Below are 24,553 nucleotides of genomic sequence, written 5' to 3'. Positions count from 1 at the left end.
GCGTTGCCGGGCTGCCACAGTTAGAGAATGATAAACGGCATTCGGTAATTATTGATCAGGGATTGTCTTGTAATTTGTCCGATTGCGGAGCAGTAGCTTCAAGGGCGTCAACACGGGTTATTCTATGGGTTGTTTTCCTGTCGGTAGTACACGCGTCGCCATTGTTGTAGCGCTAACGAGTATATTGGCAAGCTGCACGTCCTTGCCAAGATCCGGTCCAGATCACAAAGATGTCGATCGAGGGGCGGCGGTAAAGGTAACAACGAAGGAGCGTCGCGTCGGTATCGACTACGCCCTGGTTGATCTCAGCAAGAACGTCCTGTCCTATTTCACCTCTCCGCAGCCGACCTCCTTCAAGGGTTTTGGCGGTGGTCGTGGCGGTGCGCCTGAAATTCCGCTCGGTTATGGCGATGTCGTCGAGGTTGCGATTTTCGAAGCGCAGTCCGGCGGTCTCTTCATTCCCTCCGACGCCGGTAGCCGGCCCGGCAATTATATCTCTCTGCCGGCGCAGACCATCGATAGAAACGGGACGATCACGATCCCTTATGCGGGTCGTGTTCCGGCTGCCGGTCGCCTGAAGGAGACCGTCGAGCAGGATGTCGAAGATCGTCTGGCCAGCCGCGCAATCGAGCCGCAGGTTGTTATCACCACGACGACCAACCGCTCCAGTCAGGTAGCCGTGCTCGGTGATGTCAACAATCCTCAGCGCGTTCAGATCAGTCCGGCCGGTGAGCGCATTCTCGACGTCATTTCCGCCGCGGGTGGTTTGACGACCAATAACATCGAAACGAATGTGACGCTGCAGCGCCGCGGCAGAACGGCGACCGTCGCCTACAATACGCTGTTGAAAAACCCGGCGGAGAATATCTATGTCGCGCCGGATGATACGATTTCGGTCGATCACGAGCGCCGTACGTTCCTGGCGCTCGGCGCCGCCGGCACCAGCGGCCGGTTCGATTTCGAAGAGTCGGATCTGACCCTCGGGGAGGCCATCGCCAAGGCGGGTGGCCTGCGCGACGACCGTGCGGATCCGGCCCAGGTCCTGCTCTATCGCCTTGTCCCGAGGAAGACGCTTGCGGCGATGCATGTAGATACGACGCGGTTTGCGGGCGATACGGTTCCGGTGATTATCCGCGTCAATCTTCGTGATCCGGCAACCCTGTTTGCCGCTCAGCAATTCAAGATGGAAGACAAGGATATTATCTATGTTTCCAATTCGGACTCTATCGAATTGGTCAAGTTCCTTGACATCGTAAACTCGGTATCGTCCACTGTTGCCGGCGTGACGGACGACGCACGCGATACCCGTAGTGCGGTGCGAGAGCTCGGGCGTTAATTGAGGAAATGGCCGGCGCCGATCGCAAACGATCGACGCTGGCCTCTTTCCGATAGCGGATTTGATGAAGGAAGCCACTTTTATGGCAAGGTTTAGTGTTCATCGTAAACTTGCATATAGCGGAATTGCCGCGGCAATTTTTGTCGGTATGACTTCGAGCGCCTTTGCGGCTGCTTGCCTGGGTCCTGCAAATCTCACACCCGCAGACGTCGGCGGATTTACCGCCAATCCCGCCGTTCTGCTCGACATGTCCGATCCCCTGGTTCTGTCATCGCGTGTTCGAGCGCTGGTAGGGAGCAGTAACGACGCTCTATTGCCGGTACTCGAGCAGGCCAAGAAGGCCAATGCCGCACAGATGGCGGCGATCGGATCCGGCCTCGGGCGAGCCGCAAACAGTTGCCAAGTCTCCGATCCGCAGTTCAAACTGGCGATCGAAAAAGCTGTTGCCGAGGCGGCCAGCGCCGATCCCAATCTTGCGCCGCTGCTGACAGCCTTTGCAAAGGTTCTGGCTGAAGGCGGGACGGCGGCGCTCGGTCCGGGCACAGGTGCGCCAGCCGCAGCATCCGGTATCGGCAACACTGGTTCAATCGGGCAGACAGGTCCGGGGTCGGATGACGGTACGCCGTTTGACGGCAGCACCACGACTGCCGGCACGCTGAGGGTTTCGGATACGAACGATGAGGACAGCTCGTCCACGAGTTCGACGACCTCGACGACGATAGTCGTCAGCGCGGGAGGAGCGGGGCAGTCGTCCTCTGATACGACGGAGTCGACCAGTCAGAGCATCCCCGTCACACAATAGCTGGAATTGCCTGTAGATCTTAGCGCTTGACGCCTTTGTTGGAGATCGAAATTGCTGTCACCAGATAAACTTACGCCGCGTATCGACGCTTCCCGCGATACGGGAAACGAAGCTGATTTCATCGATTTCGACAAGCTTATCGCAATTGTTCGCCGGCAGTGGCGGATCGTAGCGGTGTGCGCTTTCGCCTTTGCCATTCTTGGTGTCGTCTATGTCCTGACTGCGGTGCCGGTCTACACAGCCGAGACCAAAGTGCTGATCGACCGCAGTGACAATCAGATGATCAACCAATTGGCGGCTTTCGGCCAGCTGGACGATGACGAGGGCACGGTCCTCAGCCAAGTCGAGCTGTTGAAGTCCGATGCGATCGCCTATGCGGTTGTCGACAAGCTGAAACTTGTCGATGATCCGGTGTTCACGGCACAGAAGAACTCACTCTTTTCTGTCGCAACGCTGAAATCTCTGCTGAATTTTCGCTCCTGGTTTGCCGACGACGGGGCCGTTGCTCCCGATGCGGAAATGAAGCGGCGATGGGCTGCGGAAACGGTCGCTGGAAATATCGACGTCGAGCGTGTCGGCAAATCCTACGTCCTCGACCTCAGCTATACCTCGCAGTCGCCGGATCTGGCGCGAGAAATCGCCGCCGCCATCGCCGATGTTTATCTGGTCGATAAGCTCAATTCGAAATATGAGGCGACACGCCGGGCCGGCGAGTGGCTGCAGGAGCGGATCGAAGAACTCCGGCAGCAGGCGCTGGACACCGACCTCGCAGTGCAGAAATTCCGCAGCGAGCATGGGCTTGTCGAGGCAGGATCGGGCACCTTGCTCAGTGAGCAGCAGCTTTCCGAGCTGAACAGCCAGTTGATCAAGGCTCAGGCCGAAACGGCGCAGGCGGAGGCGAAATATACCCGCATCAAGTCGATCATCGAAGCCAAGCAGACCGATGCGATCGTGACCGATGTCCTCGACAGCTCGATTTCAAACGACCTTCGCAAGAAATATCTGGAAGCTTCGAAGCTCGAGGCTGAGATCGAGGCGCGGCTTGGTCCCGACCACGTTCAGGCAGTCCGGCTCCGTGCGGAGATGGCCGAATACGAACGGCTTATGTTCGACGAGCTGAATCGTATCGCCGAGAGCTATCAGAGCGAGCTCACGGTTGCGCAATCCCGCGAAAAATCGCTGCGTGACAGCGTTGATAAGGCAACGGGTGTGGCCGCAACGGCGGGCGAGACGCAGGTGCAGCTCCGCGAGCTCGAGCGGACGCGGGATACTTATAAGAACCTCTATCAAAGCTTCCTGGCGCGTTATCAAGAAGCGATCCAGCAGCAGAGCTTCCCAATTACCGCCGCACGTATCATCACGACTGCGGAGACGCCGACGAAGCCGAGCGCGCCGAAAAGAAGCCTCGTCATCGCTTTCGCCATGTTCCTGGGATGCGCGTTCGGTAGCGGCATTGGAGCTTTCCGTGAATTCCGCGATCGCTTCTTCCGCACCGGCGATGATGTCAAGGATATGCTCGACGTCGAATCTCTTGGCGTGATGCCGCTGATTGAGAACAACGTCGATGATCCGACGCTCGTCGATCCGGGGAATCCGCGAAGCATTGCCAGAGGCGGCAAGACCACGACCTATGTCGAGGAGCATCCGCTGTCGGCATTCGCCGAGACGCTTCGCAGCGCAAAAATCGCGATCGATATCAGTGCCTCCGATCAGCGCTGCAAAGTTATCGGTGTGGTTTCGAGCTTGCCCGGTGAAGGCAAGTCGACGACCGCCATCAATTTTGCCAAGCTTTTGGCCATGCAAGGGGCACGATGCCTGCTTATCGACGCCGACATGCGCAATCCGGGAGCGACGCGGGCCATCGGCCGCCACGCGGAAGCCGGCTTGCTTGAAGCAATCGTCGACAATCGCCCGCTGAAGGATCTCATTCTCCTTGACCCCAAAACAAAGCTCGCATTCCTGCCGACCGTGGCGCGGTATCGCGTTCCGCATTCGTCGGAGCTGCTTGCGTCGCGCGGTATGGATCAGCTTCTCGAGTTTGCGCGTCAAAGTTTCGATTACATTATCGTCGACTTGCCTCCTCTGGCTCCGGTGGTGGATGCACGCGCCATTAACCCGAAGCTCGACGCGGTCGTGTTCGTGATCGAGTGGGGCAAGACTTCGCGGAAGGTGGTTCAGTCGACGCTGTTGTCCGAACCGGACCTCTATACGAAGTGCGTCGGCGCCATATTGACCAAGGTCGATCCGGCGCAGATGAAGCTCTACCGGACGTTCGGTTCCAGCGAGTATTATTATAAGCGCTATTCGCGATACTATACCGAAAGCTGATGCTCGGCATTCGGCATGTTTCGCGCACGAGAATCGTTTTCCTCATCGTCGCCGTGGTCTTTACGGTGCTGGCCGGCCGAGAACTCTATGCTTCGATAAGGACGGCCAGCATTTCGCTCGTCGCCGAGAGGATAGAACGCGGCGAAACTGTCGCGAACGACGTCACGGCCAGATATGCGGCGCGTACTGTCGAGGTGGTCGAAGGGCACTATTGCCGATCTGACATCGTCGCCGCCGGTGTCACGCTCATTCTGACGCAGCTCGATCGACAGAATGTCAATGTCAACTACGACGCTTGGGCCGCTGCGGCGTCAAATGCGCGTCAATATTTGCGGTATGCCCTCTCGTGCATGCCGACGAACAGCAACTTTTGGCTTCGGCTTGCGGCCGTGCAGTCGAAAATCGCAGAAGAGCCGGTCTCTATTGCGGAAATGATGAAGCGTTCGGTCGTGCTCGCGCCCCACGATCAAGGAATGATTTTGTCGCGGTTTTATTTCTGGAACGATTATACCAGCGTAACCCTTTCCGCTGCAAAGATTGCGCTTGATAGCGATCTCACCACAATGCTGAAACTCGGGGATCGCTGCATGGTCAATGCCGCGATAAAGAAGGTCAACCCGCAGCTCCGCCCGATCTTCGATCGAACTTGGGCGAGCGTAGGAGAGGGGGCGACAGCGCGGTTTCGACAGCGCTGTGGCAGATAATCGTTCTCCGCCATTCCTGAAGAACGTAGCAAGCTTAAGCTGTCTAAACCCGCATCTGAGATGAAACATTGCCAGAGCGGACAAAGCACGTCGTGATAACAACATGTGAGAAATAAAGAGCTAGCGTATCAGCCCGAAAATCGGGATTCGGTTTTCGGAAAGCGCGACACGAGAATAGCGAACGTAACAGCGTCCTTTACGCGTCCGATAAGGCGCCCGTTACTCAGTGATGCCATCGGCAAACTTCGTGACGGCACTGGTTGATAGCAGCCAACGTCCGCCGCGTAAGCAGCGGGCGTTGCATCATAGACGGTTTATCGATGATCAGACGGTGGCGCCGGAGACGACGTCCGTGCCCGTGATGTTGAGCGTTAGAACGCCGACATCCGTATGGCCCTGACCATCGGAGATCTTGTAGTACTGGATGGTTTCGGTGATATGGTCGCCCGGAGCGATATCCGAAGCTAGATCATAGGTAAACGAGCCGTCCGCCTTGACATGGAAGGTTCCATAGGTGCCGGCAATGTTCGTTGTTGCGGTCGGGTCGCCGTTTACGCTGGTGTTGGCGAACTGACGCAGGAAAAGATGGCCATTGTCGCCAGGAATGTCGTTGGTCAGCAGATTGCCGCCGATGGCGTCGCCCTCGTTGAAGCTGAGATGGTCGTCAACAGCAATCGGCTTTACCTGAGTGACACCCTGGATATTCAACGTGAATAGGCCGAAATCGGTATGGCCAGCTCCATCGGAGATCTTGTAGGAGACCCGTTCGTGGAGCGTCTCGCCGGCGGTGAAGCCGACCTTTGCAGCATCACTCAATACGTAAGTATAGCTCCCGTCCGGCTTGACGTAGAACGTGCCGTAGTCGCCTGCGATTGCGGTAATCTGATTGTTGCCCTGCTTAGCACCAACGCTCTGCTGGTCGAAGGCGCGTAGGAAAAGGTTGCCGTCGGATGTGTCGTTGCTGAGCAGGTTCCCGGAAATGACGTCTGTTTCCAGAAATGTTGCAGTATCGTCGGTTGCGTGAATAGCCATCTGTGTCTCTCCTTGAATTTGATCTTCGCCGGTCACTTTTGACTTCAGCGGACCGCATGATTAATGGTATATTAATACATGGAGTCAAGCGTGTAGTTAACAACAGATAAGCACTTGAGAGTGTATTGATCGATAACGATACGGGTACAAAATGCGTAAGTCGATGAAAGTCTTAAGTATTATAATTTTAACAATTATTGATCGTCTATGCCGTTGAATTCGTGGTGGATCGTTCTTGGGGTTAGTAAAACCATTCTTTCAATGGCAAATGTAGTAAGGTTGCCAGGTGGTGTATAACCACGAAGTGTTATTGTGTAGTCACGACGGGTTATTAAGCGGATCTGCACTATCGCAGGACCCTCTCCCTTAGGGTTGTAGCATATCGCCGAAGATAATTTCCCGATAACTGCATAGGGGTTTGGGTTGGGGAACGTTGTGCTGCGCTGGAGCGGGTATATGCCGGCTTCAGCTTGCTCCGGATCACAGTGCGGCAGATGTGCCGAATCCAGGTAGAGCGGGCGTTTTGTCGGGCTCTACAACTTTATCGTGATACAATATTTTGCGTACACTAGAATAATCATGCTTAGAATGTAAGAATATTCCGAGATATCGCGCATTTTAGTGTTTCATTTTAGCGGCCGGAGAGATGTCCGCAGTTAGAAGGTCTTCCATAACCTCGGGAGATCGCAGCATGACCGTCTATTACGTGAATTCAGTGACGGGATCCGACTATAACAGCGGAACCGGTGAGAGTTCAGCCTTTGCGACGTTGTCCGCTGTTGAAGCCTTAAAATTAAATCCTGGCGACAGCGTGCTGCTTGCTGCCGGAAGCGTATTTAACGAACAGTTCGACCTGAAATATTCCGGCACTGTCAGCGCTCCGATCACCATCGGCAGCTATGGCATCGGTGATGCGCCCGTCATTCACAGCAGCAATAACGGGATACACGGTTCCAAGGCTTCGAACATCATTGTCGAGAACATCAAGATCGCCGATACTGGCGCCAACGCGATCTATGCCGGGAGTGTATCGAACTGGATCGTCCGCAACGTCGAGGTCTCGAATACCGGTCTGGCCGGAAAGGCCGGCTCGCTCAGCTTCCAAAGTAGCCAGAACATCACGATCGAGAATAGCACCCTGACTGGTGTGCATGGCGATGGCATTTGGATGGACAAGGTCAAGGGCGTCACCCTCGTCAACAATACCGTTACCAACAGTCAGGGGAGCGTGGCCGACGCCATTCAGCTCAACAACAGCAGCAATATCCTGATCAAGGACAATCATCTCGAGCAGACGGAAACCAATAGCGCCAAGGGCGTCCTGGTGCTGATCCGGGCTCAAGATGCTGTGGTCGAGGGCAATACGCTTATCGGCGGCGGTTTCGGGCTGAGCGCTCAGGCGGGCACGAACATCGCCATCCATGACAATGACATCTCAGGATATGGCGGCTACAGCTGGTCGTACGGCATCGGCCTTGGCGACTCCGGCGATGCGAAAAACTACGACATTAGCGGAAATTACCTGCACGACGGCGTCTACGGCGTCCTGGTCAGCGCTGTCGGCAATCCCGCCTATCTCCGCGAGAACATCATTGTCCACGACAATGTCTTCGACGATCTGACCGCGTCGGCACTGAAGGTCGACAGGCCTGCATCGGGCTCCTTCTACGACAATGTCATCGATAGTTCGGTGTCGACGCTGACGATGCCCGCCGCAATCGCGGCGCAGAACACGTTCTCCATCGGCGAAAACAAGACGCTCGAACAAGCGCAGGCCGAGCTTGACAGCGCAGTGGGCAGCGCGAGCGGCGACACGTCGTCGAGCAATGAGCAGGTAAGCTCTCCGGCGCCCAGCGTAGAAACGCCGGCTGCGACTGTGCCTGCCGCCGTCGTTCCCAAAATTGCCGCCGTCCATGACAGCTTGAAAATTTCGACTGATACCCGCAGCGCCTATCACGGAAATCTTCTTGAGAACGACAATTCGAGCAACGGCACAATACTCCTTCGCCGCTTCGGTGAAAGCGCGGTGGACAAGCACGGCCTGACGCTGACCGGAAAATACGGTGTCATCCACGTCGAAAGCGACGGCGATTATAGTTATACGGTCGATGCTACCAAACTCGCAGGCCTCAGCGGCAAAGTCAGTGAGTTCTTCCAATACAAAATCTCCGATGGCGCTTCCCACATCGACACCGACAGCTTGAGCGTGTCGATCAACGTCGACGCATTCCATGGCAGTCACGCCTCATACGTCCTGGCGTGAGGCTGGACGGGATTCTGGCGCATTCCCGCGAGCCGCGGGCGGTCTCAATTTGCGAGGCAGCCAAGTTTTCGCCAGCGGGCGATGCAAAAGACGGCCTCTTGATCGAAAAAATTCGCGTCTGCTATGGCCAAAACAAACTAAAGATTGCATTTATAGTCTAATTCGTCAGTAAAGGCCGGATTTAAGCTGCCACACGCTCGCCGTTTTTAACCCTTATTGGCGGTTTTGCGATATTCACTTGCTTCGGCTGGTTTGCTTATCGTAGTGTTAAAGTTAGACCCCCTGAAATTGCTCGTGATAAGTTTGTATTTTCGGTCATTTTTCAGTGGGATTTATGTTCTACGTTATGGCGCGCAAGCGGGATCGGCAACGGTGCCGGGGATCCGAAGGCAGCCATGTCAATGATCGGGTTTGAGGGCCTGTAACTGCACTGTGGACCAGCATTCGTTGGTGCGCGATGCGGTAGAAGAGGATTGCTTCGTGTTTCAAATTTCAGCAGCTGACGTCAATGAACCGTCCAAAGCCTTGCGCAAATGCAAAGGAGGACTGATCTTCATTGGTATAGCTAGCGCGCTTATCAATATACTTTATTTGACAAGTTCATTTTTTATGCTTGAGGTGTATGACCGGGTCATTCCCAGCAAAAGCATACCGACGCTGGCTGCCTTGGCAATACTTGCGTTGACACTTTATGCTTTCCAGGGCGCGTTCGAAGTTCTCAGGAGCAGAATGCTCGTTCGCGTCGCCGGTGCGCTTGACGAGATGGTGAATGGGCGGGTGTTTCGGGCGTTGATCAAAGCGCCGCTGAAGGTCAAGATCGGTGGAGACGGGCTTCAGCCCCTGCGGGATTTCGATCAGATAAGAACGTTCCTGTCCGGCATGGGCCCGACGGCAATGTTCGATCTGCCCTGGCTTCCTTTCTATCTCGTTATCTGTTTCCTGTTCCATCCGGCAATTGGATATATCGCGATCGGCGGATCGCTGGTTCTCGCCATTCTGACGTTCCTGACCAACCAGGGCACGCGCACGCTCTCCAAGCGGCAATCGGAAGCCGCCAACATGCGCAACGGATTTGCGCAGAGCTCGATCCGCAATTCCGAGGTCATTCATGCCATGGGCATGGCAGGCACCATGGCTGAGATCTGGGACCGCAAGAACGGCGAATACCGGAACATCACCCGGCAGGCATCGGATGTCGGCAATGGTTATGCGACACTGTCGAAGATTTTCCGTATCGCCCTGCAATCGGGAACGCTGGCAACAGGCGCGATCCTGGTCATTCAAGGTCAGGCCTCTTCGGGTATTATCATCGCCGGTTCCATCCTGACGTCCCGCGCTCTGGCGCCTGTGGAGGCGGCGATCGGAAATTGGCGCGGTTTCGTTTCCGCCCAGCAGAGCTGGGCGCGGCTTGCGAACCTCCTGAAAACAATTCCGGAGATCCAAGCCCCTCTCGCGCTGGCTGCACCTTCCAAGCAGGTCACGGTTGAAGGCGTCGCCAGCGGACCGCCGGCCGGCCAGCGGCTGGTCATCTCCGATATCAGCTTCGGCCTGAAAGCCGGGAGCGCGCTCGGGGTCATCGGCTACAGCGCCTCGGGCAAATCGTCGCTGGCGCGGGCGATGATGGGCGTCTGGCCGACGGTCAGAGGATCCATTCGTCTGGATGGCGCGGCGCTCGACCAGTGGGACGGCGACGCACTCGGCCGGCATATCGGTTATCTTCCGCAGGATGTCGAGCTCTTCTCCGGCACCGTCGCGCAGAATATCTGCCGCTTCGCTAAAGAGATGTCGCCGGAGGCGGTGGTTACCGCGGCGAGGGCGGCGCGCGTTCACGACCTCATTCTGCGTCTGCCGAACGGTTACGAGACCGAAATCGGCGAAGGCGGTGCTGCGCTTTCAGCCGGGCAGAGACAGCGTATCGCGCTTGCAAGAGCGCTCTACGGCGAACCATTCCTCGTCGTGCTCGATGAACCGAATTCCAATCTCGATGAGGAAGGCGAGCGGGCGCTGAGTGCTGCGATCATGAGCGTGCGTGCACGTGGCGGCATCGTCGTTGTCATCGCGCATCGCTCCGGCGTTCTGGCAGTGTGCGACTTCGTGCTGATGATGCAGGAGGGCAGAATGATCGCATTCGGTCCTAAGGAAGAAGTTCTGGCGCGGGTCAGCCGGACCGAGGCAGCGCGCACGCCGATTGCCGAGCGCGTAGCTCAGCTTAAGGTCGTGGTCGACGGCAATGCGGCGGAATAGGCCGGAAGGAAGATCGTGAGCAAAGTTATTAGTGAATCCAAACGCTCCCTCAATCGCCATGTGGCGGTTGTCGGCGCGCTGTCCATTGCGTTGGTTTGCGGCATCGGCGGTTGGGCGGCGACGACGGAACTTTCGAGCGCCGTCATCGGCGAGGGCGTCGTTGTCGTCGACGGCGACGTCAAGAAGATCCAGCATCTGACGGGCGGTATCGTCTCGGAACTTCTTGTCTCCGAAAACGAGCATGTGTCGGCCGGACAGGTTTTGATACGGCTTGATGGAACGGCGACAAGAGCGCAGCTGTCGATTGTCGAGAGCACGCTTGCTCAGCTTTATGCGCGCCGCGCCCGCCTGAAGGCGGAGCGGATCGGCGCCGATTCGTTCGAAGTCGAAGAAAACCTCAGCGATCTGACATCCAGCACCGCGGCGCAGCAGCTGCTCGACGGCGAGCGGAAGTTGTTCGACAGCCGCAGGTCGGCGCTGATCGGAATGAAGAGTCAGCTGGCGTCGCGCAAGGATCAATTGGGCGAGCAGATCAAAGGCTTGGTCGTTCAGATCAACGCCACCGGCGATTCCCTCGGCTTGATCGAACAGGAGCTCGAAGCCGTCGATGTTCTCTACAAAAAGGGTCTGGTCACGCTTCAGCGTTTGAATACGCTCAAGCGCGCCCGCGCCGATCTCCAGGGTAACAGCGGTCAGGAAATCGCTGCAAAGGCGGAGGCCGAGGGCAAGGCGATCGAAATCGACCGACAGTCGATTCAGCTGGATGAGGATCGTCGTTCGGAGATCGCAAAGGACCTGACCGATGTCGAAGCTCAGATCGCCGAAAATGAGGAGCGCCGCGGCACTGCGCTCGATCAACTCCGCCGTCTCGACATCACCGCGCCGCTCAGCGGGCGCGTTCACGAATTGTCGGTACACACGGTCAATGGCGTTATCGAAGCCGGTCAGACGCTGGGACTCGTCGTTCCCGAAAACGACGATCTGACCGTCCAGGCGAAGGTCGCCACCCGCGATATCGACCAGGTCCATGTCGGCCAATCCGTCGATGTGCGTTTCAGTGCTTTTGATCAGCGCACGACGCCTGACGTGCAGGCGGTGATCACCTCAATTGCGCCTGATATCGTCAAGGATGAGCGGACGGGGATCAGCTATTATCCGGTGCGCGTCAAGCCGGAGGCTCAAAGTATCGCGAAGCTGAAATCGATAAAGCTCTATCCCGGCATGCCGGCCGAAGTCTTTATCAAGATCGGCGACCGGACCGTCATTTCTTATCTCACAAAACCGCTGACCGATCAGATGCAGCATGTATTTCGTGAGGAGTGATTGGCGCTCCTCGGCGCCGTTGCGGCATTTCGAGGCAGCTGCTATCCCGGTTGGATGCAAGGCTGATTTGCGCACTGAAGCGGACATGACAATCTGTCCTTCATGATATTGTCTCAAGCCTGCTGCAAGGTTGGCTTCAAGGGCCTGCCGGCCGCTCCACAAGGTTCTCCTGCCGGGTGACGTATAGCTCTCGCCGAGATATGGTTCCGTCATGATATGTTTGCGGCTTTGGCGAGAGGCGCCGACCGAGAGGCGACTGGCATCGGGTCTGGTTATGCTTTTAGCCTGCCTCGTGATGGTTTTGATGACTGGAAAGAGTGATGCCGAGAACCTTCCACCGCTGAAAATAGTGGCTTTCGGAACATCGCTGACAGCGCGCGGGGGATGGCAGCCCGGCCTTCAGACAAGGCTTTCTGCCTGTCTGCAGAGATCCGTGAAAGTCGAGAGCATCGCAAAGAGCGGCGAGACGTCGACATGGGCTTTGACCCAACTGGATCGGGTCGTTGCCGAGCAGCCGGATATTATTCTGATCGAGCTCTACGCCAATGACGCGACATTGCATCGGTTCGTGTCGCTGGCGCAAAGCCGAAGGAATATTGCCGACATTCTCGATCAGCTTCATCAACGCCTGCCGCGGGCGCGGATCATCCTCATGGCGATGAATCCATTTTCAGGGCTGCGGGGGCTGATCCGTCCTTTTGTCGGTAGCTATATTTCGGCTCATCAGGCGGAGGCTCGGAAACGGGGCCTGGAGTTTATCGACTATCGGCCCGATTGGGAGCGTCTGACCCCTGACGATCTGGCCGCTGCAATTCCTGACGGCGCACATCCGCGGCCTGAAGTCGCTTCTAAAATCATCGTGCCCCAGCTCGCCCGGCACATAGCCGGCCGCGATTGCGGAGAATGAATCTCCCCCGCTGAGGGTGTCTGCACCTGTCGGCGGGTTCAACCTGCTGCGAGATAACCCTTCAAATAGTTGACCAGCGACGTCCGGCCGGCATCGGACACGTCTTGATGAGAGGGGCTGTCCAGGTCCTGGAGGAGATAGTCTTTGAGTTCGTCATCGTTCTGGGCGACATAGATGCCCGGCCGGCCGACAAGCTGGCTCACCGTGGCAAGCTGGTGATCGTTTCGGTGCTCGCCAAGAGCCGCCTTCCGCGGAACGAGAATGATCGGTTTGCCGAAACGCTTCGCCGTGAGGACCGTGCCGATTCCCGCGTGAGAAACGATGACAGTCGCATCGCGAAAGACCCTATCGAAGTCCGCGGGCTCGATATTCTTGGTCCATTTCATGTTCTGTGGAGTATAGGTGCCCTTGCCGATCTGAGCCAGCACCGGTCTGGTCAGATCCTTGGCGAAGGTATCGACGGCCTTGACGAGGCGATCAAACGGCAGCTGCGTTCCGACGGTGACAAGGATCAAAGGACAGCTCCTGCGTAATGGGGGCCATCCGGCCGTGAGAGATGTTGCCATTGCGTGAGCCAGAGCGTTGCAATATGGCCGGCCAATTTTCCCGATAAGGACAGTTTCTCCACATTGGCGACGCTATCGATCCAGATCGTTCGCTTGCCCATGAGCCTGCCAGCCAACAGGCAGAACAGGCCTGGAGCTGCTCCCGTCGACAGGATGATATCGGGCTTCAGCTTGAAGACAATGTAAAACGCGCTGAAAAAACACTTGATCGACATAACGATCGAGTCGCGGCTGCAATCGGGCAAAACCAAGCCATTGCTGATATCGTACTTTTTTAAGAGACCGGGAATCGTGGTGGCGAAAAATACCTCGCTACCCTCGAAGGCGGCGCGCATAGCCATCATCTGTTCCCAGTGACCACCTCCGGACGAAGCGGCGAGAATTTTCCGTTTTTTTCCGTCAGTCATATTAGATCCATCCTCGCACTATCTTATGGTTCGCGCTGCTATGGTGTCTCAGCAGATTTAGAGCCCGCTGCGAATTGTTCACATTTTGCGAGCCATGCGTTGGAGAGTGTGATTTCCTATTGCAATGCATCATTTTTGAATGCAATGCAATGCAAGTGGCTCGGCCGGCATTGACTTCGCGAGTGAGGGTGTATCGTCTTGTATCACCTCGAAAGGACAATCGGATGCACAACAACCCCGTACGCGCTTACCGTCCCGATATAGATGGTCTTCGTTCGGTTGCCGTCATTTCCGTTGTGCTATTTCATGCAGGTCTGAGGTCATTTTCCGGCGGATTCGTTGGTGTCGACATTTTCTTCGTCATCTCCGGGTATCTCATTACAGGACATATTTATGGCGACATTCTAAAATCGGAATTCAAATTCACAAGATTCTATGCGCGACGGGCACGGCGCATATTGCCGGCGCTGTTTTTCGTATTGGCTGTTTCGTTCCTGATCGGTTTTCTCCTCCTGTCCCCGGGCGAGTTCAGGAAATTTTCGCATAGTGCCGTTGCCGCCATGTTAGGCTTTTCCAACGTCTATTATTGGCTTTCCAGCAACTACTTCTCGCCGGCATCCGACCAGCTGCCCATGCTGATGACCTGGAGTCTCGGCGTGGAGGAACAGTTTTATATGGTCTTTCCCTGGATCATTTTGTTCCTGAACCGCTATTTCAAGCGAGCCGTGCTTCCCGCGATCGCAACGATTGTCGTATTCTCTTTCATATTTTCCGTCGCAGCGTTGAAGATCAATCCGAGTTTCACCTTTTATCTGCTTCCGACTCGCGCATGGGAGCTGGGGATGGGCGGCATTCTCGCTGTGATGGAGACAAAGGGTTTGCGTCTCGATCGGGGTGGAAGCGCAGCAGTCAATGCCATTGCGTTGATCGGCGCGATATTGATTGTCGTACCGATCTGGTTCTACAACGACTCCACGCCTTTTCCCGGAGCTGCGGCGCTTTTGCCGGTTCTCGGGTCGGCGCTGCTGATTGCGACGCCAAGCTCGATCGTGGCTTTTGCACTCGGTTCGCGGCCGTTCGTTTTTATCGGCCTTGTCTCATATTCCTGGTATCTGTGGCATTGGCCTCTTTTGAGCTTCGCCAGCGTCGCATCCGTCTGGCCATTGCCGCAATCGACGGCTTTGCTTATCGTTGGGATCTCATTTATCTTGGCGGTTCTGACGTATTATCTCGTGGAGAAGCCGTTTCGGCGCCCGGGTCTTTCCAATGGCCGCACACTTTGGCGCTACGCAACGGCCCTGGCGGTTTTCGCGCTTCCTTTCGCGCTGACCGCGCTACTGGCTGGCGTTCCACAGAGATTTGGTTCACAGGTTGCCAGGATTGAAGAGATCGCAGGCGGGCGTGAAGCGTGCCTCGTATCTTATGGTGCAACCGCCCCAGCTCTCGGCAGCAACTGCCAACCTGCAGGCAATACCGAGCCTGCGATAGCCTTGATCGGCGACAGCCATGCGGCTGCACTTGCGCCCGGATTGCGAGCCATCGCGCAAGAGCGGGGTTACCAGCTTTACGTCTTTACCAAAACATCCTGCCCGCCGCTGACAGACGCCACGCGCTATATGCCCAACCATCCGCTCCATGCTGCAGAATGCTCGGCTTATAACGCCAAAGTATTGGGTTTGCTGCGTGAAAACGATGCGATCAAGAAAGTTATTCTGGCCGGGTACTGGTCTGCTCCGATGCGTGAGGCAGAGACCGGTTCGCGCTATATCAGCCCGGGCGCCAATGGCGCAGAGCAGGCCGAAAACCAAAATGGGCCGACCCTGGAGTCGGCACTTGCATCGCAGGTCGCCCAATTGCGGGCCATGAACAAGGATGTGGTCCTTCTGCAAGACGTTCCACTGTTCAACTTTAACCCTGTCCGTGCCGTGCTCCAGCGTGCGATACCCTTCAGAGCGGCGTTTGGAAGATGGCTCGACGGCGATCGTGATCTGACACCATATGATGCTCCGATGAAAGCTGTCGCGAATTTCAACGATCCGGTCAGGGATATTATCGCGCGTGTCGCGGAGAAATCACCGCCTGGCGTGGCCCTGGTCGATCCTTTCAACGCGCTTTGCCCGGGAGCTCGGTGCAGTTTTTCCGCCGCCGACGGCGCGCCGTTGTTCATAGACAACCAGCATCTATCGACGGTCGGCTCGGAAGTTGCCGCCAGGGCAGTCCTTCCGGCGGATGACGAGGAGAAAATGAGGACGACGTCTTTCTCTGACAAACAGTCTCGGATGACTGGTATTGTGAGGCATATTGATACGCCGGTCCGCTGAACTCGCTTCAGCTCCTGTTTGAACAGTGGTGACCTTCACCTCTTCACATTCCGCAACGAATGCGCCCAAGCGCCGATTCAATTAATGCGCTGTCATCCGCGGCCTCGACGCCATGGGATCGACCAGTTGAAAAATGGGCGGCTTCCAGGGCGCTGGGAGCCGTGCGTCTAGAGCTTTTCCGGGTTAGATTGAAGCATTCTGTTGGCTCAAACGGAGTCGGATGGTCGACCGGCCGGCGCGCGTCGTAGCCCAGCTCTACGGCCAAGCCTGCCGGTCGATCAGCCGGCCCGTTTCAGCCAACCCGGAGGGCCGGGCATCTTTCGGCCAGGATCAGAGGCGATCGGCTCGGACGTACCGAGGGGTATGTCCGTCGCCAATCGCCTCTGCCCTGACGAAAGCCTGCTCCGGCAGAATGCTTCAATCTAACCCGGAAAAGCTCTAGGCATCGTGCCTTCCGAAAGATCGCTTCCAACTTTCAGGCCAAGGCGCTAAGCCGCAACAACCTTAGCTCTGAGGCTGATGGATTTGAGATGGCGCCCCAGTGGCTTTTCGATGAACGTATAAATCAAAGCACCGCCACCGGCAGCGATCCCAAAATAATCAAAACTTCTATCCACTGTGTGTGTTCATCGACGAGCCACCGCTCTTCATTCTGCTTAGCGGAAGCGAGACAACCAAGTATGGCCAGAGAATGACTGGCGCCAGCATCATTCCCGCTTCCATCATTGAGCCAACCACGATCAGAAGAATGATTGCAACTTCCTTGGAGTGTGTGGCACGAAGCTCGGTAGAACGTTGGATCGTTACTAGACGGCCGCCCAGGCGCTGAAGAATAAAGGCTGTCCAGGCAATCATGCCCGGTACCCCGATGTTGAGGGCAAGTTCCAAGTAGGTGTTATGGGTGGAGCGTGCGTCGAAGGTCAGCGAGACATATTGCTCCATAATTTCCGGCTGACGGAAAACGGCAAAACCGTAACCAAAAAGAGGGCGATCGTATACCAGAGGCAGCAATTGGTCCCAGATATTAGTGCGTCCGGAAAAGGTAAGGTCTTTTCCAAATGCGTCCGCAATCATTTGTGCAACGCCAAGATAGGCGAAGGATGCCGCCACTCCCAAAATAATGCAGAAGAAGAAAACAATGAAGGAGCGCGCCAGTGAGTTTCTCACGGTTTGCATCATACGTGAGCCGGCCAATGTGGCCACGCCGATAGCCACCATAACAACCGCAGTCGAAGATTTGGAAACAACGATGAGTAGGAGAGTACACAGCAACGCCGCCCAGCGTAGAAGTTGGCTATAGCGTAATGGTCCTCTCGGCATTCCCAGCGACAGCATGGTTATGAAACTGACGGCACAAAACTGACCAAGGCCGTTCTTGTGGTAGAACAGACCCTTAACCATGCCGGCATAGGATCCTCCCATCACAGCATATCTTGGCAAGGCCACGGTATACAGGATGTTCGCAAAGGCCGCGAACATACCAAAGGTCGCCAGAAGCCGGAAGGTTTCAACGCTGCCGTATCGATGCCGGTAAAGCAACGGCGCTACTGTCAGCACGGCGACGGCGGCAACGCCTCGCACGGACGCGCTAAAACTGATGGAAAGTCCAAGGGAAATGATTGAGAGTATAATAACGACGAAAACAAGAACCGGGATCCTACGAAAATAGGAAAGGAAACGGTTTGGTTCCAATACGAAGTAAAGGCCGATCAGCGGAATGAGGCTGTACAGCATCAGTTTCTGCGCAAACGGATCAACAGATGCATCTTCATTGAAGTTTGAGGGATAGCCGTACCACATCCCGGTTGTTCGCAAGAGTGTTAGATAGAACATTCCGGTGAGGAGCACGCGGATAAGCGTTTCCTTTCTGATGCCGCGACGTGGCCGCGGTCGGACGACTGGCCGCAGGATGACTTCCTGGTCCGAAAGATAAGAATGGCCGAGACTCATCCGAGGGTACTCCTGCAAACAGTATCAGAAAGCGGCATTGGGCCTGTATTCCTGGTATGCGTGTCCGAGAATTCCGTTCACCATGCCGGCACCGCGTAGTACATGGGTGAGTGCCCGCATGCCCCAATAGGGTGAAACCAGGATCGCCGGCAGCATGACCAGCCCAAGCATCACTCTCGTGGCGCCATAGGCCGCGCGATAGAGCCGGCGCTTGAGGTTGCCGTGCAGGATCTCGCTGACGGCGAAAGTGTTGCCGAGCCGGTATTGTCGCTGCAGCACCCATTTCCATGTCATGCGGCTGGCGGGAACGACATCATAGACCAGTGCCTTGTCAGCCCAGAAAACCTGCATGCCACGACGAATTGCCTGATTGAAGAAGAGATAGTCAGTGCCGCCGGTGAAGCGCATTTTCTCTTCGAAGCGCAGATTCCATGAGCGGATCAAGGGATAATCGAACATGACATTGTTCGAAGCCGCATAGCAAATGCGCTGACCGTCCTTGTTCTTCTTGCGCTCGAAAACCCTTGCCTTGATGAAATATTCCGGCGGATTCTCGGGATAGACCGGCTGGACCGGACCGTAGACGCAATCGGCGCGATTTTTCTCCCGGGTCCCCAGCATCGCATCGAGCCAGCCATCGACCGGCCATTCGTCATCGTCGAGAAAGCAGAAGAGATCGGTGCCGGCAGGGGCTGAATCGAGCGCGCGATTGCGCGCAAACGGTATGCCCTGGTTCGGTTCGATGACATAGATCAGATCATAGGTGCCCGTTTGGCCGAAAGCCTCGACCGTGGCTCTTGCGCTGCCGGCGGCATCATTGTCGACGATCACCATCGTCAGATGATAGGGGCGAGCCGGATGCCTGGTCTGGCGTGTCATCACATCGAGCAGCTTGGCGATCCCGTCCAGCCGCCGATAGGTCAGCACGCCGACGGCGATGTTCAACGGCGACGCGCCTGACGGATCAGTTCCGGCAGATGAATGCGGAAAAGTGTCCTGCTGGTTCATGACTGTCCTCTCCGCAGCATAGTGCCCAAACGCTTGCGCGCGGCCATCAGGGCCACTTCGTTGACGGCATCATCGCCGAACGGACCGCCGGCCACGGTGTTGCGAGCTTCGCTCCTCAGTTTCAAAAGCGATGTCGTTTCGGCAATGCCTCCGGCGACCAGGCTCTTACCCAGCGCATGCAGCCCATCATAGCGGCGCGCCAGCTCCAATCCTGTGGCGATCATGATCCGTGGGCGCAGTGTTTTTGCCCTGCTCGTGCCCGTATAGCGGTTCGAGGCATGAATGCGCTGAAAGGTCAGCGGCGTTTCGACGATGGCTCCGCGACCAAGATAGGCGGCTGCAAACTTGATGTAATTGTCGCTGAGCACGACGTCGTTCGCGACGGACATCGGCAGGATCTGGGACAGGAGGTCGCGACGGAAGCTCAAGCCGGAGGTCGGCACCGGAAGCGAGGGAAAGCTGCCCCTGCGCAGGGTGTCCCGTTTGTCGAACAGCGTCACCTGCAACTTCGCGGGAGGCTGGTCGTCTTCGTTGGTCGTCACGCGGTCGAAACACCAGTCGATCTCGTTGCGGTCATAGACCTCGACAATGCGCGCGAGTTTGCCAGGCAGAAACGCATCATCGGCATCGAGGAGAAAGAGGATATCGCCGCTTGCAGCCGCAAACCCTGCGTTGAAGCTCGAGGCCTGGCCACCGTTTTCCTTCAATACGGATCGGATCTGCTCGCCGTAGGAAGCGAGGATCTCCCTGGAATCATCCGTGGAGCCATCGTCGACGACAATCACCTCGTAGTCGGGATAAGTCTGCGACAGGACACTGTCGATGCATGGGCGCAAGAACTGCCCGTAATTGAAATTGTTGATCAGCACCGAAAGTTTCAAATTACCGTCTCCTGGGCCAATCGATCACCGCCCCAGCGGGGCGTATCGGCGAATTCCGGCACGATAGCCGCGCATGTAGTAGTATTTCCAAATCGCCCAGAAACGCTTCTTCGACCGCGGCAGGAGATAGAGGAGGGCTGCACGGAAAGCCCACTGTGCACTTTCCATCCAGGTCGGCAATGGAACGCCGCTTATCCTCACGCCTTCCGGCACCTCATCAGGAAAGAGCGCCGGCATGCCGTAGCCAAGCCGCTCGCCGCGTTTCTGCACCCAATTCTCGGTCACGCTCGACGCCGGGATCCAGTGGTGAACCACGGCTTCGGCGCATCGATAGGATTTGGCTCCACCCGCGGCCAGGCGGATGATGATTTCAGCATCTTCACCCATCGCGAACATCTTTCCCGGAAGAGGGCCGATGTCTTCTCGATAGCGTACGCTCGTCCCCAGCAACTCTCGCCGAACGATCGTGTTCGGGCCCCAAACCTTTGTCGGATCGCACGGTCCGCTTTGTGTCTCATCGACGATCGCGAATGTCGATCCCATGGGAATCCAGTCGATAAAGCGATCCTTCGGCTCCTCCTCCCAATCTGGAACGATTCTGCCGCCGAAGACGCCATAGCTCGGATGGGCTGCGGCACAGTCGACGATCGCTTTCAGCCAATTTGGTTCGGCGCGGATGTCGTCATCCGTAAGAACAACGAGATCCCCCTTCACCCGATCCAAGGCCAGATTCAGCGCGCTGGACTTTCCCGGCTTGCGCTGCTGCAGGATGGTGATCGGAAGTTTTTCGCTATACGATTTCAGAAGGTCGAACGTATCGTCCTTGCTATTGTTGTCGACAGCGATCAATTCCCATCGATCATGGGGAAGCTCCTGGCTCACCAATGAATCCAAAGTATGGCGCAGCCGGCGGCTGGCGCCATTATAGGATGAAAACAGCACGCTGACGAAAAGATCCGACATCAGTTACCAACCCTTTTGGTGAAGTCGAAAGAGGAAAGCCTCATGATTTGACTGCCTATACCTATTGGACGGATCGGTTTGCTATGCGGGATTCGACCGCGCCCCACCGAAGAATTCGCGCCGATAACCGCCGCCGAGAACCCTCAGCTTGCGAAAATTGCGCAACAACCGTCGCGGCTTCAGAAGTACGCCACGATTGAGAAAATACTGCCGCATCAAGCTCGGCGCGCGGCTGTGCGATCCGCCATGGGCGACCCGGTAGACTGCTCCCCGGAAAGGCAGTTTGGTCAGGGGCGCTCCGCGCTGGGCAAGAATGCCCGCAATGCGGACGTGGCTGCCCAGCATCGACTTGATCCAGTCGAGAGAGGCGTCTTCAAACCGCTGCGGCAGTTCATACAGATCGCCGCGAATGATCAGCGAGGTGCCGCAGAGATGGCTGAAGTCATCATGGCCGAGCAGAAAATTGCCGCCGTCGTCCCAGATGTAACCGTTGTCGATCGTCCATCCGTTGGCATCCCGGTTTTCCGATACATATTGCACGATCCGGGAGCTGACGAAATCGTCGTCATCGACAATCATGAAAAAGCGGCTGTCGGCCGCGGCCAGCATGCCGCTCAGAACGCGCCGGCCTTTGTCGGCGCGGAAGGCATCGAGGAAGTCTTCCTTGCTGCCCTTTCCGAGTTCGTGCATGTCGTTCGGCGGAAACGTCACACGAACGGCGGAAAATTTCTCCGGCAGATCAGGCAGATCGGCGCCTTCGTTAGCTACGATGATGCCGCGCCAATCGCCATTGGTCTGATTGGAAATGGAGGCCACGGTCTGGCTGAGATTTGCCTTCAGCTTGCTCCAATCGCGCGCGTTGTCCTGATGTCGGACCGGGATGATGAAGGTGACAAGTGGCATCGAATTCCCCCTTAAGCCCGCAGGCCCACAGCTTCTTTCTCAGCGACGCGCCCCTTGGCAGCCTGCTGGCGCGCCCACTCGATTCCGTCTTCGAGCGATGTCGCTTTGTAGGAAAGGTCGGTTCCGCCGGAGAAAGCATTCATGAAGCGACGGATCTTTCCATAGCTGTTGTCCAGCACCGCATGCGGACGGCCGAGCAGCAGCGAGCAGATATGAACGTGCAGACGGTCGGTCACGATAGCGCGGGCGCGCGAAATCTGACTAATGCCACGCTCGAAGCGGTTATGAGCCGCAGCATCCAACCTGCGCAAGGCAACTTCGCTCGGCTTCAATGCGAGATAAGCCGAGGCTACGCCCAACTTCTTGGCGATGTCCACCTTCCTCTTCGATTCCGTAATCCAGTCTTCCACAGGAATATCGGAAGGAATCTTGCGATCACCTCCGCCGACGCGTTCCGCATCCTCCCGCAACATGGCGAGGACGGGAATCTGCGTTGCCCTTTCCGGCAGCGGGCCGATGGCGAAGGCCATATCCGGGCACAGCCGCACGATGCAGTCGAAGTGCTTCTCGGAAAACTCCTTCGATTCTTCATCGCGCACCAGCAGTACGAAATTCTTGTGGCGTCCGATGGCCTTTTTGGACTGCTCGATGCGCTCGGGCGAACTGTAGTGGATCGATTGCGGGAACTGGACGATCTGCCGATCCGGGAAGCGTTCCATGATCATTTCGCGGAAGTCCTGGTGGGCGACCCAGATATCGCCGAAATTGCCGCCGCCGTGAATGAAGATCGGGCCTGTGGGCACGCGACGTTTCAGTTCGTCGGCGGAGAAGTCGTAGAGCCTGGAAACATAGTCCGGGCGCTTGCCGAAGCGGTCCCTGAGATAGGCCATCTCTCCCAGCCAGATCGCCGAGTCGCCGCAATTGCGGATGTCGGGAAAGTCGAGAATCGCAAGCGGTTCATCGCGCGAGACATAGTCCTTCAGGCAATCGTGGATCATGCCGTTGAGTTTTGCGATCAGCTCCGGTCTGGATTGGCTGGTCATTCTGCCTCTCTTGTTGATGTTCGTTTAACTTCACGCCGATTTGGGTACGGCAATACGTTTTGCTTTTGACAGGAACTTGACAACGATACGCTGAACTTCAGTTTCCGGGCCATTGGGCTTCTTCATCGCCACCCAAAGAGTAAAGCTCGATCCGGCGTAGATGATGCCGCCCGTGATGACGAGGAAGGCGAGATAGAGCGCCAGATGCAGCTTGTCTGTAGGCATGCTCAGAATGTGCGACAATCCCCAGACACCGGCGGCCATCAAGGCGACGCTGGCAAGCGCGCGGAAGTTGGCCGCGAGCTGCTGGAAGAACGGCAGATTGATCAAGCGCTTGACGAGAAGCATGTTGACCACGGTGGAAATCAGGCCGGTCAACACCCGGGCATAAACGACGCCCGGAAGCCCGGCCATCATCAAGCCGGCGATGATGATGGGGATGCGGACCACCAGCATCTGCGTGTCGCGGATGAACAGCATCTTCGTATGGCCCTTCGCCATGCCGAGCGGCTGGACGAGCGAGCCGAGGGTCTGCAGGGCAAAGACCGATGCGAGCGCCTGGACGATGAAGATGGCGGGAATCCACTTCTCTCCCAGGGCAAGCCGCATCATCGGCTCGGCCACCACGGCCATGCCGATGCCCGCCGGAAGCGCCACCGCCGCCAACAGCGCCTGCGCACGCTGATAGGCTGCGATCAGCCGGACCGGATCGTTGCGGACCTTGGAGAAGCCCGGATAGATCGTCTGGTTCAAAGGCGCCGTGGCCTCGCGCGTCGGCAGCGTCGAAAGGGTGTTGCCGACCGTGTAGTGGCCGAGCTGCGTGGCGCCGAGCAACTTTCCGATCAGCAGATATTCGATCCGCCAGTTCAGTGTGTTGACGATCTGTCCGGCCGTCAGCCACACCGAGAACGAAAACAATTCGCGCGCGTGCCGGAAGGTGATGCGCGGCCAGAACGGCAGGACGGTGTAGGAAACGATGATATTGGTCACCTGATAGGCGAGGGTGCCGATCACGAGGGCCCAGTAACTCTGATAGATGGCCGCAATCGCCACCGTCACGATGAAGCCGACCAGCTTTTGCGAGACGTTGAGGACGAATTCCTGCCAGAAGATCAGATCGCGCTGGAGCATGACACGGCGTGGATTGGCAAGACCGCTCAGGAGCAGGCTGAAACTCAAGGCGAGCATGACGCTCGTCAGCCGCGGCTCATCATAAAATTCGGCGATCGGATAGGACGCGGCGGCAAACAGCAGCGCCAATATCGCGCTTCTCGTCACGCTCAAGGTCCAGACCGCGCTGAAGTGCGTTTCGCTGGGCGACTCGTGGCGGATAAGCGCCTGATTGAGCGAGAGTTCGGTGACCGAACTCAGAATGACCTGGATCGTCGTTGCAATAGCGACGAGACCGAAGTCAGCCGGCACCAGATACCAGGCGAGTACGAAGGTGCTGAGCGCCGAGAGCCCGTTGACGATGGCGCGGGACAAACTCAGCCACATGCTGCCTTGAATCAGCCGGTCGGTAACACTGCTCATGGGCGAACGGCTCCCGAGGTCGATGACGTTGACCATTTC

At 56.9% G+C, this 24,553-nt stretch carries 19 protein-coding genes; 9 read left to right on the top strand and 10 right to left on the bottom strand.

The annotated features are described in order from the left end of the window. Window positions 1-124: 124 nt before the first annotated feature. The 4 genes from AMK02_RS16350 to AMK02_RS16335 all read left to right on the top strand — a co-directional run bounded on the left by AMK02_RS16350 (window position 125) and on the right by AMK02_RS16335 (window position 5,170). Complete coding sequence (locus AMK02_RS16350; protein ID WP_064804417.1) at window positions 125-1,336, top strand: polysaccharide biosynthesis/export family protein; 1,212 nt, start codon at window positions 125-127, stop codon at window positions 1,334-1,336. 82 nt (window positions 1,337-1,418) lie between these two features. Then, window positions 1,419-2,138 (top strand): hypothetical protein, encoded by a 720-nt coding sequence (locus AMK02_RS16345; protein ID WP_064806283.1) that lies wholly within the window; start codon window positions 1,419-1,421, stop codon window positions 2,136-2,138. Between the two features lie 51 nt (window positions 2,139-2,189). Then, the gene (locus tag AMK02_RS16340; RefSeq protein WP_064804415.1) at window positions 2,190-4,466 is read left to right on the top strand and encodes a polysaccharide biosynthesis tyrosine autokinase; all 2,277 of its coding nucleotides are present in this window, start codon (window positions 2,190-2,192) and stop codon (window positions 4,464-4,466) included. Next, window positions 4,466-5,170: a hypothetical protein gene (locus AMK02_RS16335; RefSeq protein ID WP_064804413.1), complete on the top strand. Its 705-nt coding sequence runs from the start codon at window positions 4,466-4,468 to the stop codon at window positions 5,168-5,170. Before AMK02_RS16340 ends, AMK02_RS16335 begins: the two co-directional genes overlap by 1 nt. Before the next feature lie 324 nt (window positions 5,171-5,494). Here AMK02_RS16335 and AMK02_RS16330 read toward each other — a convergent pair whose 3' ends face one another. Then, window positions 5,495-6,202 carry an Ig-like domain-containing protein gene (locus AMK02_RS16330; RefSeq protein ID WP_064804411.1) on the bottom strand — a complete coding sequence of 236 codons (708 nt, stop codon included), beginning with the start codon at window positions 6,200-6,202 and terminating at the stop codon, window positions 5,495-5,497. 691 nt (window positions 6,203-6,893) lie between these two features. On the opposite strand from AMK02_RS16330, the gene AMK02_RS16325 reads away from it, so the two are divergent. The 4 genes from AMK02_RS16325 to AMK02_RS16310 all read left to right on the top strand — a co-directional run bounded on the left by AMK02_RS16325 (window position 6,894) and on the right by AMK02_RS16310 (window position 12,939). Continuing rightward, window positions 6,894-8,465 carry a right-handed parallel beta-helix repeat-containing protein gene (locus AMK02_RS16325; RefSeq protein WP_064804410.1) on the top strand — a complete coding sequence of 524 codons (1,572 nt, stop codon included), beginning with the start codon at window positions 6,894-6,896 and terminating at the stop codon, window positions 8,463-8,465. Window positions 8,466-8,945: 480 nt separating this feature from the next. Then, window positions 8,946-10,709, top strand: a complete 1,764-nt coding sequence (locus AMK02_RS16320; protein WP_064806281.1) for a type I secretion system permease/ATPase — start codon at window positions 8,946-8,948, stop codon at window positions 10,707-10,709. Between the two features lie 15 nt (window positions 10,710-10,724). Further along, window positions 10,725-12,032, top strand: coding sequence for an HlyD family type I secretion periplasmic adaptor subunit (locus tag AMK02_RS16315; RefSeq protein WP_064804409.1), 1,308 nt, complete (start codon window positions 10,725-10,727; stop codon window positions 12,030-12,032). A 211-nt stretch (window positions 12,033-12,243) separates the two neighbouring features. Continuing rightward, complete coding sequence (locus AMK02_RS16310) at window positions 12,244-12,939, top strand: SGNH/GDSL hydrolase family protein (protein WP_064804402.1); 696 nt, start codon at window positions 12,244-12,246, stop codon at window positions 12,937-12,939. A gap of 38 nt (window positions 12,940-12,977) precedes the next feature. On the opposite strand, the gene AMK02_RS16305 is transcribed toward AMK02_RS16310, so the two are convergent. Then, window positions 12,978-13,454, bottom strand: a complete 477-nt coding sequence (locus tag AMK02_RS16305; protein WP_064804400.1) for a glycosyltransferase — start codon at window positions 13,452-13,454, stop codon at window positions 12,978-12,980. Beyond that, window positions 13,451-13,912, bottom strand: a complete 462-nt coding sequence (locus AMK02_RS16300; protein ID WP_064804398.1) for a glucuronosyltransferase — start codon at window positions 13,910-13,912, stop codon at window positions 13,451-13,453. The genes AMK02_RS16305 and AMK02_RS16300 overlap by 4 nt, the downstream gene beginning before the upstream one ends. A 224-nt stretch (window positions 13,913-14,136) precedes the next feature. Between AMK02_RS16300 and AMK02_RS16295 the strand changes: the two genes are divergently transcribed. Continuing rightward, a complete protein-coding gene (locus tag AMK02_RS16295) occupies window positions 14,137-16,233 on the top strand; it encodes an acyltransferase family protein (RefSeq protein WP_064804396.1) in 2,097 nt (698 codons plus the stop codon). Between the two features lie 609 nt (window positions 16,234-16,842). Here the strand turns inward: AMK02_RS16295 and AMK02_RS16290 are convergent. The 7 genes from AMK02_RS16290 to AMK02_RS16260 all read right to left on the bottom strand — a co-directional run bounded on the left by AMK02_RS16290 (window position 16,843) and on the right by AMK02_RS16260 (window position 24,514). Further along, window positions 16,843-18,183, bottom strand: a complete 1,341-nt coding sequence (locus tag AMK02_RS16290; RefSeq protein WP_082240324.1) for an O-antigen ligase family protein — start codon at window positions 18,181-18,183, stop codon at window positions 16,843-16,845. Window positions 18,184-18,207: 24 nt separating this feature from the next. Then, window positions 18,208-19,191, bottom strand: coding sequence for a glycosyltransferase (locus AMK02_RS16285; RefSeq protein WP_064804394.1), 984 nt, complete (start codon window positions 19,189-19,191; stop codon window positions 18,208-18,210). Then, a complete protein-coding gene (locus tag AMK02_RS16280; RefSeq protein WP_064804392.1) occupies window positions 19,188-20,072 on the bottom strand; it encodes a glycosyltransferase family 2 protein in 885 nt (294 codons plus the stop codon). The genes AMK02_RS16285 and AMK02_RS16280 overlap by 4 nt, the downstream gene beginning before the upstream one ends. Before the next feature lie 24 nt (window positions 20,073-20,096). Next, window positions 20,097-21,035: a glycosyltransferase gene (locus tag AMK02_RS16275; RefSeq protein WP_064804390.1), complete on the bottom strand. Its 939-nt coding sequence runs from the start codon at window positions 21,033-21,035 to the stop codon at window positions 20,097-20,099. Between the two features lie 81 nt (window positions 21,036-21,116). Then, window positions 21,117-21,938 (bottom strand): hypothetical protein, encoded by an 822-nt coding sequence (locus AMK02_RS16270; RefSeq protein WP_064804388.1) that lies wholly within the window; start codon window positions 21,936-21,938, stop codon window positions 21,117-21,119. An 11-nt stretch (window positions 21,939-21,949) separates the two neighbouring features. Continuing rightward, on the bottom strand, window positions 21,950-22,981 hold the full coding sequence (locus tag AMK02_RS16265; RefSeq protein ID WP_064804386.1) for a polysaccharide pyruvyl transferase family protein: 1,032 nt from the start codon (window positions 22,979-22,981) through the stop codon (window positions 21,950-21,952). A 30-nt stretch (window positions 22,982-23,011) separates the two neighbouring features. After that, window positions 23,012-24,514: a lipopolysaccharide biosynthesis protein gene (locus tag AMK02_RS16260; protein WP_064806277.1), complete on the bottom strand. Its 1,503-nt coding sequence runs from the start codon at window positions 24,512-24,514 to the stop codon at window positions 23,012-23,014. Between the last annotated feature and the right edge of the window lie 39 nt (window positions 24,515-24,553).

Origin of the sequence: Rhizobium sp. N731 (assembly GCF_001664145.1) — a bacterium.
Taxonomy (GTDB): Bacteria; Pseudomonadota; Alphaproteobacteria; order Rhizobiales; family Rhizobiaceae; genus Rhizobium; species Rhizobium esperanzae.
This window is presented reverse-complemented; position numbering and strand designations above follow the sequence as displayed.